The following is a 13,402-nucleotide window of genomic DNA, read 5'->3' as shown; positions in this document are numbered from 1 at the left end:
AGTTCAGCAGGCTCTCCTGTTCTGGCACGCGGACCCGTATCGGCAAGGTATTGATGAAGAGCCCGACCATTTGCTCAACACCTTCTACCTCCTGGGGCCGTCCCGAAACGGTGGTGCCAAAGACAATATCCTGCTGTCCACTGTAGCGGGCCAGCGCCAGAGCCCAGGCGCCCTGTATGAGTGTATTCAGGGTCAGATGCTGCTGGCGCGCAAACTGTTGTAAGACGTCTGTTTGCTCTGCTGAGACTTCAATCAGCCGCTCACCGTATTGTCTGTTTCCACTTGCTTGCTCAATCTGTGGTCGATCCATTCCCAGAGAGGTGGGCGTTGCAAAATCGGCCAGCCATCGACGCCAGAAGGCTTCAGCTTGACCAGGTTCCTGATCTTGCAACCAGGCAATATACTGCTGATAGGCCGGGGTTCTATCCCATTGAGGAGCTTTCCGCTGCACCAGCGCCTCATAGCAGGTGGTTACCGCTCTAAATACGATCGGCAGGCTCCAACCATCCAGCAGGAGATGATGGTGCGTCCAGATGCAGTCATAGCGATCGGCTGCCGTTTGCACCAGTAAGAAGCGCTGGAGAGGGGCCTGATCCAGGGCAAAGCCGCGTTGGCGATCGCTGTGCAGATAGGCCTGAAGCCGTTCCTCTTGTTCGGTGAGAGTGAGTAACTGCCAATCCTGAGAATCAAAGGGGGTAGTGACTCGTTGATATACAATTTGGAGTGGAGAGTCCACATTCTCGTAGATAAAGGCTGTTCGCAGAATGGGATAGTGATCCGCTACCTGTTGCCAGGCTGCAATAAACGCGGCCTGATCAAGCTCTCCCTGGAAGGTAAGGCGGATATGGGTAATATAATCGCCTGCCTCAGGAGCATACAGGCTCTGGAAGAGGAGACCCTGCTGCAAGGGAGAGAGCGGATAGATGGCCTCAATAGCGCTCTTGCCACTAACGATCAGATCCAGTTGGGACTGATTTAGCTTTGCGAGCGGGAAGTCTGAGGGAGTATAACCGCCTGCTGCAGGCAATTGGCAATGAGTGATGAGCATACGTAAGGCTGCCAGATAGTTCTGCGCCAGAGCAGTGATCGTCTCTTCCTCATACACCTGCTGGCTATACATCCACATGAGATGCAGCTGCCCTCCATTAATACTGCCACTGATATCAATGAGATGCTCACGATACCCGCGCGGGCTGACAAAAGAACCAATGGGTTCAGATGCCGGTGCAAACTGGACGGCTCTCTCTGAGGAAAATGTCTGGTCAAACTGGCCCAGGTAGTTGAAGCTGATCTGCGGCGCGATGGCCTGCTGCAACCCCTCATTATCCGAACGCAGATAGCGGGCCAGACCATAGCCAATGCCATTCAACGGGATGGCTCGCAATTGCTCTTTGATCGTTTTGAGCGCCGTCCCCGCATCACTCCCCTTCCCCTGAAGCACGACCGGATAGATGCTCGTGAACCAGCCGACGGTCCGCGAGAGATCGACATCAGCAAAGAGATCCTCGCGTCCATGCCCTTCCAGGTTGATGCGATGGGTGCGCTCTCCCGTCCACTGCTGCAAGGCCTGTGCCAGTGCAGTGAGTAAGACGTCGTTGATCTGGGTTCGGTAGGCTGCTGGCACCTCTTGCAGCAGGGCCTGTGTCTCAGCCTGGCTCAACGAGATCAGCACGCTCTGAGCTGAGGCGACCAGATTCTCGCCTTCTGGATGATCCACCGGAAGCGTGGCCACTGGAATGGTTGCTTGCTGCTGCCAGTAGGTCAGTTGGTCGCTCACGACCTCGCTCTGGGCATAGCTCTCCAGGTGGCGCACCCATTGTTGCCAGGAGGTTGTCTTGGCGGGTAGCTGGATCGATGCTCCACGCTGCCCCTGCTCGTATGCCGTCTGGAGATCTTCCAGCAGGATGCGCCAGGAGACGCCATCGACGGCCAGATGGTGGATCACCAGGAGCAATCGGCCACTCTGCTGGGGTCCCAGCTTAAAATGGACGGCACGCCAGATGGGGCCATGGGTCAGATCCAGGCTGGCCTGAATCTGATTGGCACATGCTTCTATAACCCGGGTCTGCTGTTCCCCGGCAATGGCGGTTAGATCGATAGTGCTGGCAGAGATATGAGAGGGCTCTGCTGCATGGGTCGCTTGCCAGCCATCAGGTGTTGGGATAAAGCGGAGCCGGAGGACATCGTGCTGATGCTGGAGGGCCTGCAATGCTGGTTCAAGCACCGACCAGGTGAGCTCCGCAGGGGTCTGCAGGAGCATGGCCTGGTTCCAGTGCTGAGGATCAGGCTGATTCTGCTCAAAGAACCAGTGCTGGATCGGCGTCAACGATACAGAACCAGTCACGACTCCCTGCTCGGCTTCAATAACCGACTGCTCGCTGACCGGTATCAGACCTGCTGCCAGTTCGGCAATGGTTGGAGATTGGAAAAGCTGGCGAGGCGTCAGCACGAGTCCCAATCGTCGTGCACGCGCGACGACTTGTAGACTCAAAATCGAGTCGCCTCCCAGTGAGAAGAAGTTGTCATGCACGCCAATCTGTTCAGCACCTAAGACCTGTTGCCAGATCTCGACCAGATGTTGCTCGCGCTCATTTCCTGGTGCGACGTAGCTCTGCGCATCCGCCAGATGTGCATACTCCGGTGCGGGCAGGGCGCGGCGATCGATCTTCCCGTTGGGCGTTAACGGGAAGGCCTCTACCAGTACATGCAGCGCAGGCACCATGTACTCAGGCAGACGCTCCTGCAAGCTCGCCTGAATCGTTTCCCAGTTGAAGAGCGCTTGATCCTGAATGATTACATAGGCAACTAAGCGCTTGACTCCTGGAAGATCCTCTCGAACGATCACGAGAGCATCCCGAAGGGCCTCCTGCTGTCTCAAGGCCTGCTCAATCTCAGCGAGCTCAATACGATAGCCTCGGATCTTCACCTGCTGATCTGCTCGTCCCACATACTCCAGCACTCCATCCGCTCGCCAGCGCACCAGATCCCCCGTTCGGTAGAGCCGCTCTCCTCCCGTCGTACTGAATGGATGGGGCACAAAGCGCTCCGCCGTCAGTTCCGACCGGCCCATATAGCCCCGCGCCAGTCCATGACCACCCGTATACAGCTCGCCAATCACCCCCATCGGCACCGGCTGCCAATGCTGATCCAGCACATAGACGCTGCTGTAGCGAATGGGTCGCCCAATCGGAATGGGACTCTCCACCTGCTCGGGATTGTTCATCGGATAGCAGCAGGTGAAGGTCGTATTCTCGGTTGGACCATAGCCATTGATCACCTGCTGTCCCGGATGCGCTCGCAGAAGGGCTCGCACTGGCTCTGGACCCAGTACATCCCCGCCTGCCAGCACCTGACGCACACCCGCCAGCGCTTCCGGCTGATACTCCACCACCTGCTGGAACAATCCAGCCGTCAGCCAGAGCCAGCTCACCCCCTGCTCCTGCACCACCTGCGCCAAGCGTTCAAGCGCTGGGAGCTGCTCCGTTAAGAGCACGAGCCGGGCTCCATGCAACAGGCTCCCCCACAGTTCTAAGGTGGAGGCGTCAAAGGCCAGCGGAGCCAGTTGCAGCCCAATCTGCTCGTGGTCCAGTTGCGCAAACCAGTTCTGGCTGACCAGGCGCAGGATGGCTTGATGCGGGACGGCTACGCCTTTGGGCTCGCCGGTTGAGCCAGAGGTAAAGAGAATATAGGCCAGTGTCTGCGCCTGCGCCTGTTGCTGAGGTGGCTCGCTGGACAGGCGGGTGCTCTCGCGCAGGAGCTGGTTCAGGTCCAGGCTGCGCCACGCTCCCTCGAGCAGGGGCTGACCGGGATCGGTCAGCAGCAGGCTCACTCCGGCCTGACCAAGCTGGAAACGCAGCCGCTCGAGCGGAGCCTGAGGATCGAGCGGGACATAATGGCCGCCTGCTTTCAGAATGGCAAGCAGGGCGATCAGTTGGGGGAGCCCACGCGGCACATGCAGTCCAACGCCCACTTCAGCCGCAACCCCCAGTGCCTGCAAACGATGAGCCAGCTGATTGGAGTGTCGCTCCAGTTCGCCATAGCTGATCTGCTCCTGCTCACAGACCAGGGCGATAGCGTCGGGTCGCTGTGCAGCCTGCTCGGTAAAGAGGGCTGACACGGTGCTCTCGCGAGGGGCTGGCGTGCTCTGCTGGCTCCATTGCTCCAACACTACAGCTCGCTCGGAGTCTAAGAGAACTGACAGGCTGGCTATGGGCCGCCCCAACATGTCTGCCAGGTTTGTGAGCAGGTGGTGATAGCGGCTGAGAAGCAGCTCGATGGTCTCGGGCGAGAAGCGCGTCTGATCGGCAAGGAGTTGCACCTGTATCTGCTCGCCTGGTTCAACCATACAGGTAAGCGGATATGGCGTCTGGCCCTGCGTGTGAGCTGCGCTGATACGAACCGACGATGGAGAGGTATCTGACGAGCTCGTTGTCGTTGATAGAGGGTAGTTTTCAAAGACGAACAGCGTCTCGAAGAGGGCATGTCCACCGGGGAATGGACTCCAACTCTGGATCTGCTGTAATGGAGTGAACTCGTATTGGCGCATGGCGCTCTGCTGCTGCTGCACCTGTTGCAACCATGCGCTCAAGGTCAGCTCGCCATTCATGTGCAGAGGCAGGGGCAAGGTGTTGATGAAGAGTCCCACCATCTCTTCAATCCCTGCAATCTCGGGCGGGCGACCGGCCAGCGTGGTTCCCAATACAATCTGCTCCTGCCCACTCAGGGTTGCCAGGAGCCAGCCCCATGCCCCCAGTAAGAGCGTGTTGAGGGTGAGTTGCTGCTGACGAGCTTGCTGCTGCAAGGTCTGGCTGAGCTCTCTGCTGAGCTGCAAATGCTGTTCAGCCCAGCGCTCGACCGCTTCATCCTGCTGAGGAAGCACTCCCAGCATGAGAGGAGCCGCAGGTTCCAGCGAGGCCAGCAAGTGACGCCAGAACCGCTCAGCTGCCTGCTGATCCTGACGCGCCAGCCAGGCAATATAGTCCTGATAGGGTCGCACTGCGGGCCAACGCAGCGGACGGTCAGTTAAGAGAGCTTCATAGGCCTGACCAACGGCTTGCAGGACCAGTGGCAGGCTCCAGCCATCCAGCAAGAGGTGATGATGCGTCCAGATCAGTTCATAGCGGTCGTCCTCCATCTGGATCAGCGTCAGGCGCATTAAGGGGGCGTGATCCAACGCGAAGCCCTGCTGGCGATCTCGCTGGAGATAGGTGTTCAGACGCCTCTTCTGCTCATCCACAGGAACATTACGCCAATCTTCCAGCTTAAAGGGAAGCGCCACATCTGCAAGGACCAGTTGTTGAGGAGTATCAACCAGATCGAACACAAAGGCCGTTCGCAGAATACTATAGCGGTCCATGACCTGTCCCCAGGCGCGCTGAAAGGCTCTGTGGTTGAGCTCTCCATGGAAGGTGAATTGTGCCTGGGTGATGTAATCTCCCTCGCCAGGAGCGTACAGGCTCTGGAAGAGCAGGCCCTGCTGCAAGGGCGAGAGCGGATAGATCGCTTCGATATCCTGTCGCCCACTAACAATCAGATCCAATTGTGCTTGATTTAAGTTGGCTAATGGAAATTTCGCCGAGAGAGAGCCATCTGCGGATGATGGGATCGGTAGAGCCTCACTGCTGCCCTGTTCGCTTGCGTGCTCTCTGTTGACCTGGACAAGCTCGACTGCTAACGTTGCGATTGTCTGATGCTGGAAGATCTGTTGAAGGGTCAGAGGGAGGCCCTGTTGTTGTGCACGTGACACGATCTGGATGCTTAAGATGGAATCGCCACCCAGGGTAAAGAAGTTGTCATGCACGCCAATCTGCTCTACTCCTAAGACCTGCTGCCAGATCGCTGCCAGTTGCTGCTCCTGCTCCGTACGGGGGGCCACATAGCTCTCCGTCCCCACCAGATGTCCATACTCCGGCTCAGGCAGGGCGCGTCGATCAATCTTCCCATTGGTCGTCAACGGGAAGGCTTCCAGAACCACGGCCAGCGCCGGCACCATATACTCGGGCAAGCGCTCCTGCAAGCGAGCCTGCATCACCTCCCACCGGAACCCCTCTGGCTCTCGGGGCACCACATACGCCACCAGCCGCTTCACCCCTGGCACATCCTCTCGCGCCAGCACGACCGCCTCGCGAATCTCCTCCTGCTGACCCAGCGCCATCTCGATCTCGCCCAGTTCGATCCGATAGCCCCGCACCTTCACCTGCTGATCCGCTCGACCCACATACTCCAGCTCCCCATCCGCTCCCCAACGCACCAGATCCCCCGTTCGATACAGCCGCGCCCCGGGCTCTTCGCTATAGGGATGAGGTATAAACCGCTCTGCCGTCAGTTCCGGTCGGCCCACATACCCACGCGCCAGTCCCGTTCCTGCCAGCCACAGTTCTCCAACGCCTCCCATCGGCACCAGTTGCAGTGAGGCATTCAAGATATAGACCTGCGTATTGGCGATCGGGGTTCCGATGGACGGACGAGCTCCGGTCTCCTCTGCGGGCACCACGCCTGCACTGGCCACCACGGTCGCTTCGGTGGGACCATAATGATTGATCAGCGTCCAGTGTGCTCCCGCTGGAGGACGTTGATGCAGCGTGTCGCCGCCGGTTAACAGCGACCGCAACGCGATCGACTCAGGCCAGTCCAGTTCCAACAGGCGATCCGTGATCGGCGTTGGCACAAAACTGCTCGTGATCTGCTGCTCGTGGAAGTACTGCATCAGCAGCCAGGGCGAGAGCCGCGTCTCTTCCGTCGGCAGCGTCAGACAGGCTCCAGCCGTCAGCGTGGGCCAGATCTCCCAGACGCTGGCATCAAAGGCCAGACTGGCCAGCTGCGTGCTGCGATCGCTGGCGCTGAGCTCATAGCGGCGCTGATGCCAGGTGACCAGATTGAGCAGGCTCCCCTGGCTGATCTGGACCCCTTTGGGCAGTCCTGTCGAACCTGAGGTGTAGATGAGATAGGCCAGATGGTCCGCGAACAGGACGCTGTCCAGATTCGCCTCCGACTCCCGCTCGAGGCTCGTCCAGGCGGTGTCCAGACAGAGCACGGGCACCCCCTGCGGATCATGCTGCTCTCGGAGCGCTTGCTGCGTCACCAGCAGCCGCATTCCGGCATCCTGGAGCAGAAACTGCACTCGCTCGGTGGGATACGCGGGGTCCAGCGGCACATACGCCCCACCTGCTTTCAGGATCGCCAGCAGGCAGACGATCAGTTCCACGGAGCGAGGCAGGCAGACGCCAACGACGGCCTCTGGTTCGACCCCCTGGCGCTGCAACGCATGAGCCAACTGATTGGCACGCCGATTGAGCTCCCTATAGCTCATCTGCTGATCCTGGCTGACAAGCGCGATTGCATCAGGAGCGGACGCAGCCTGGATCTCGATCCGCTGATGGACCAGATGGTCCATCGTAACGTCGACACGGGTAGCATTCCACTCGTGCAGGAGCAGCTGCAGCTCCTTTGTGGTGAGCAGCGAGACCCGGGCCAGTGGCTGCGTTGGCTGACGCAGCAGTGCTCCGAGCACAACCTCGAGCTGCTCGATCAAGCGTGCGCTGGTGGCGGCGGAAAAACGGGTGCCATCATACAGGAGCTTGATGGCCAGCTGTTTGCCGGGCAGAGCCACACAGGTGAGTGGATAATGGGTCTGCTCATGCACCTGCGACGAGCTCATGGTGAGGGGGCTCTCGCCTGCGTCGCTCACTTGAGGGGTTCCGAGGGGATAATTCTCAAAGACAAACAGGCTATCAAACAGAGCGGTGCCTCGCGGGAGCGCACTCCAACTCTGGATCTGGGCCAGTGGGCTGTATTCATACTGGCGCATCTCAGTCTGTCGCTCCTGAAGCGCTTTGAGCCAGTCGAGCAGGGACGTCTGGGGAGAGAGCCGCACACGCATCGGCAAGGTGTTGATGAAGAGCCCCACCATCTGCTCTACCTCAGCCAGATCCATTGAGCGTCCCGAGACGGTGGTGCCGAAGACGACATCCTCCTGTCCGCTGTAGTGAGCGAGCACCAGGGCCCAGGCTCCCATCACCAGCGTATTGAGGGTCAGTTGCTGTTGACGCGCAAGCGTGTTCAGTGATTGGGTCGTAGTGGCTGACAGAGATAAGAGATGAGAGCGATACCGAGGCCCTTCCAGCTCTAAAAGTGTTGTAGACAGAGTTGTAGGCACAGTGAAACCTTGCAGGTATTGTCGCCAGAAATGTTCCGCCTCTGCTCTCTCTTGTTGATACAACCAGGTAATATAGTCTTGGTAAGGGCGGACAGGTTCCCAGTTAAGTGTTTTTCCAGCAGTAGCGGCCTCGTAGGCCAGGAAGACATCTCTCAGAACGAGCGGGAGACTCCAACCATCTAATAAGAGATGATGATGGGTCCAGATAAACTCGTGCTGATCTTCACCCCTGCGTATCAAGGTCAGGCGCATCAAAGGAGCCTGCTGGAGTATAAAGCCCTGGAGACGGTCGGTAGCGAGATAGTTCTGCAAGCGCTGTTCTTGCTCAACCGTTGGATAGCTGCTCCAATCTTCATACACAAAGGGAAGCTCGATCTGCTGCTGCACGATCTGCAATGGATCGGCAACTTCGGCCCAGACAAATTCAGTTCGCAGGATGGCATGTCGCTGAACCACCTGCCGCCAGGCATTGATCAATGCCTCTCTCTCCAGAACGCCCTGGAATGTAAAGCGGGCTTGAATAATATAATCGCCTGCTCGTGGAGCATACAGGCTCTGGAACAGCAGCCCCTGCTGCAAGGGGGAGAGCGGATAGATCGCTTCGATAGCACGTCTCTGCGCAACAATCGTATCCAACTGTCCCTGGCTCACATGAAGCAACGGAAAATCTGAGGGGGTATACCCTCCGGCTTCGGGCGACTGGCAATGAGCGATCAATTGCTGTAGGGCCTGAATGTATACTTCAGCAAGTGAGCGAATGGTCTGTTCACGATGATGATTACTGCTATATGTCCAGGCCAGGTGTAATTGTCCGCCACTAATATTACTGTTAATATCGATAAGATGTTCGCGATGCCCGGAGGGGCTCAAGGCCAGGCCGCTCGACTCTGTAGCAGGACCAAACAGGTCGCTCTCTCCCGCTATCTGACCAAACTGTCCCAGGTAGTTAAAGCTGATCTGGGGATGAGAACCCTGCTTGAGTACCTCTATCTGATCGCTATTCTCCTGGAGATAGCGTAAGATACCGTAGCCAATCCCACGCCTGGGGATTGCTCGTAGCTGTTCTTTGATGGCTTTGAGGGCTGTTCCAGACCCTTGCTCTAGCCGAAGCAGAACCGGATAGAGGCTGGTGAACCAGCCAACAGTGCGCGAGAGATCGAGATCGGCAAAGAGCTCTTCGCGCCCATGCCCTTCCAGATGAATCAGGTGCAGGTCTGCACCATTCCACTGCTGTAATGTCTGGGCCAGGGCCGTAAGCAGGACATCATTGATCTGCGTTTTATAGGCCTGGGGAACTTCGTGCAGTAGCGCCTGCGTCTCTTGCTGGCTGAGCGAGACCTGTACGGTCTGGGCAGAGGCAACCGTGTTCTCTCCATCGGGTTCATCCAATGGATAAGATGCAATCGGCTGTGCTGCCTGTCTCTGCCAGTACGGTAGTTCTTGTTGCACCTCCTCGCTCCGGGCATAGGTTTGTAAATGACGTGCCCATTGTTGCCAGGAACTTGTCTTGGTGGGGAGATGAATGGCTTGCCTCTTGCTCAACTGGGTATAGGTATACTGAAGATCTTCCAGCAAAATACGCCAGGAGACTCCGTCAATCACTAAATGATGGCTTACAATAAGCAGACGTCCAGGCTCTGAATCGCCCAGGTGAATATAGAGCACACGCAGGAGTGGGCCATGCTCCAGGTTCAGACTTGCCTGCACCTGATCATTAATAGCATCGATCACCCGGCTACGATGTTGTGGGTGAACCTGAGAGAGATTGAGCCAGAGAACAGGTGTGGCCTCTTCGTTTGCTGGTACGTGGCTTTGTTGCCAGCCGGTTGCCGTTTGAGTAAAGCGTAAGCGCAGCGCATCATGCTGACGAAGAAGGTACCCTACTGCCTCACGTAATGTAGATAGATCGAGTGGCTGACGTGTGCTTAGCAAGACTGCCTGATTCCAATGGTGCACATCGGGTTGTTCCTGCTCAAAGAACCAGTGTTGAATTGGAGTCAGTGGCACCTCTCCACTCACCAATCCCTGGTCAGCGACCACTTGTGGTAGCGTGGCCGTACGGGATAGGGCCGCTGCCAGTTCTGCCACATTCTGATATTGGAAGATCTGTTTCGGTGTAAGATTGAGCCCTTGCTGTCGCGTACGTGAGACGAGTTGGATGCTTAAAATGGAGTCGCCACCTAACGTGAAGAAATTGTCATAGATGCCAATCGACTCATTTCCAAGCACTTGCTGCCAGATCTCGACCAGCGTCTGTTCAATCGCATTGCGAGGAGCAATGTAGGTCTGGTCATTGGCCAGATGGGTATATTCGGGCGCTGGTAGAGCGCGTCGGTCAATCTTGCCATTGGGCGTTAAGGGGAAGGCTTCCAGGACCACATGCAGCGCCGGAACCATATAGTCGGGCAGGCTCGCTCGTAGCTCTGAACGCACCTCTTCCCAGACGAACGAGGCGGCCTCCGCTGGCACCACATACGCCACCAGCCGCTTCACCCCCGGCTGATCTTCTCGCGCCAGCACCACTGCCTCGCGCACCTGTGGCACATGATTCAGCGCTCCTTCGATCTCTCCCAACTCGATGCGATAGCCCCGCACCTTCACCTGTTGGTCCGCTCGTCCCACATACTCCAGCTCCCCATCTCCTCGCCAGCGCACCAGATCCCCCGTCCGATACAGTCGCGCTCCCGGCTCAGCACTCAGCGGATGAGCCACAAACCGCTCCGCCGTCAGCTCGGGCCGGCCCAGATACCCACGCGCCTGCCCGGCCCCCGCCAGATACAGCTCACCCACCACGCCCGGTGGCACCAGTTGCAGGTGCCCATCCAGCACATACGCCTGCGTATTGGAGCGCGGACGTCCAATCGAGACTGCTCCACGCTGCTCCCGCTCCAGGTGCGCCCAGGTTGAGTAGGTCGTATCTTCGGTAGGACCATAGAGATTGTAGATCTGCTTCACCGTCGTCTGCGCGTAGAGCTGCTCAACCAGACTGGCAGAGAGCGCCTCTCCGGCCAGATTGATCGTGTGTACCGAGTCCGGAATCTGCCCTCCTCGCAGCAGTTCTGCAATGGCTGAGGGCACCGTATTGATCAGCGTCACCTGCTGATGCCCGGCCTGCGCGGGATAGGTCAGGGCGGTATCTACCAGGATGATAGTCCCTCCCGAGGCCAGGGGCACAAAGAGCTCATAGATCGAGAGGTCAAAGCAGAGCGAGGTCGAGGCCAGCACCCGCGCCAGCGCCTCCGCCGCAAAGGTCTGCTGGGCCCAGGTGAGCAGATTGACGGCACTTCGATGCGTGATCGCCACGCCTTTGGGGCGTCCCGTCGAGCCTGAGGTATAGATCACATAGGCGGTCTGATCCGCCTGGACCGCACGCGCTGGCGGGGTCACTGACTGTTGACAGAGCTGTGACCAGACCTGGGTGAGCGAGATCACAGCCTCCTCCGGCCAGGCCACTGGCAACGACTCCAGGATCAGCACCAGATGAACCCGGGCATCCGCAAGCTGGAAGGCCAGACGCTCGCCTGGATAGTTGGGATCGAGCGGGACATAGGCCCCTCCAGCCTTCAGGACGGCAAGCACTGCCACAAGCATCTCCAATGATCGGGGCAGACATAGACCCACCAGCACTTCAGGACCCACACCGCGCTGCTGAAGCAGATGAGCCAGCTGTGTGGCGCGTTGATCCAGATCGCCGTAGCAGAGCTGCTGCTCCTCAAAGATCAGTGCGATGGCATCGGGCTGCCGCTGCACCTGCTCCTGGAACAGATCATGCAGGCATGCCTCCGCTGGATAGTCCGCCGAGGTCGCGTTCCATTCATAAACAATCTGCTGGCGCTCGTTCGCAGTCAGTAGCGAACTCGTTGCGATAGGTTGCTCGGGAGCCGCAACCAGATCTTCAAGCAGCACAGAGAAATGGGTCAGCATACGTACGATAGTGCTGGTATCGAAGAGATCGGTATTATATTCCAACGAGCCTACCATGCCCTGTTCGGTCTCCGTCAATGAGAGAAAGAGATCAAACTTCGCTGTTCCCGTTTCGAGTGGCAGGGGGTCTAATACCAGATCAGCAAATGTCTGACTGACGGATGGAGCATTCTGCAAGGCAAACATTACTTGAAAAAGTGGCGTACGGCTAAGATCGCGAACAGGGCGTAGCATCTCTACGACCTGCTCAAAGGGTACATCCTGATGCGCATAGGCATCGAGCGCTGTTCTTCTTACCTGTCTGATCAGAGAGCGGAAACTTTCAGAGCCCACCAGTTTTGTACGGAGGACCAGGGTATTGGCAAAAAAACCGATTAAGCTCTCCAGCTCCTGGCGCGTACGGTTGGCAATCGGAGTGCCAATAACGATATCTGTCTGGCCACTGTAACGCGCTAATAACATCTGAAAAGCTGCGAGCAGCACCATGAACAGCGTGGCTTCTTCTTGCTGGCTAATGATCTTGAGTTGCTCAACCAGTTCAATGGGCAGTGTTATCTCTTGATGCGCCCCATGGAAGGTCTGCATGGCTGGACGCGGATGATCCACTGGTAGATCCAGATGAGGGGGAGCATCTTTTAGCCGGGTGCGCCAGTATTCCAACTGATTATGTAAAAATTCGTCCTGGAGGAGCTCGCGCTGCCAGATGGCGAAATCAGCGTACTGTAGCTCCAGGTCTGGCAATGGCGATGGTAGCCCGGCGGCGATGGCCTGATAGAGGGTCACCAGTTCGTCAGCAAAGACGCTCATAGACCAGCCGTCAGAAATAATATGGTGCATTGTCAGTAGAAGCACATGCTCCTGTGACTCCAGACGAAGCAGGCTGGTGCGCAACAATGGACCGCGCTCCAACTGAAAAGGGGATTGAACCTCTTGATGCGAGAGGCGAGTTACCTCATGGCTTCGATCGCTAAGAGTTAACGCAGTCATATCTATCAGAGGAAGAGCAGCAACAGCCTGTTCAGGAGGATAAATAACCTGAACAGGCTGCTCGTCAAGCATCGTAAAAGTGGTTCGTAAAGCTTCATGGCGCCGCACAATTTCGCGAATACTGAGGGCCAGGGCGATAACCTGTAATGGCCCCCTCAAGCGCACAGCGCTCGCAATCGTGTAAGAAGCAGTATCAGGCTCCAATTGATCCAGAAACCACATTCTCTGTTGTGCAAAAGAGGTGGGAAAAGCAAATATCTCTTCATCTGCACCATCGAAAGTGTTATTCACAGTGTTATTGGTGGTAGTCGAATTATCATCAAATAACTTAGACAT

At 57.4% G+C, this 13,402-nt stretch carries 1 protein-coding gene (only partly in view); it reads right to left on the bottom strand.

Annotation, left to right across the window (positions count from 1 at the left end; translation table 11 throughout):
- On the bottom strand, positions 1-13,402 hold the start of the coding sequence (locus EL628_RS23245; protein WP_161975703.1) for a non-ribosomal peptide synthase/polyketide synthase. 19,322 nt of this gene lie to the left of the window's left edge; 13,402 of the gene's 32,724 nt are visible here — the first part of the coding sequence; it begins with the start codon at positions 13,400-13,402; its stop codon lies off the left edge, out of view.

It is taken from the genome of Tengunoibacter tsumagoiensis (assembly GCF_003967535.1).
GTDB classification, from domain to species: Bacteria; Chloroflexota; Ktedonobacteria; order Ktedonobacterales; family Ktedonobacteraceae; genus Tengunoibacter; species Tengunoibacter tsumagoiensis.
Note: the sequence above shows the minus strand (reverse complement) of the source record. Positions and strands in the feature narration are given on the sequence as shown.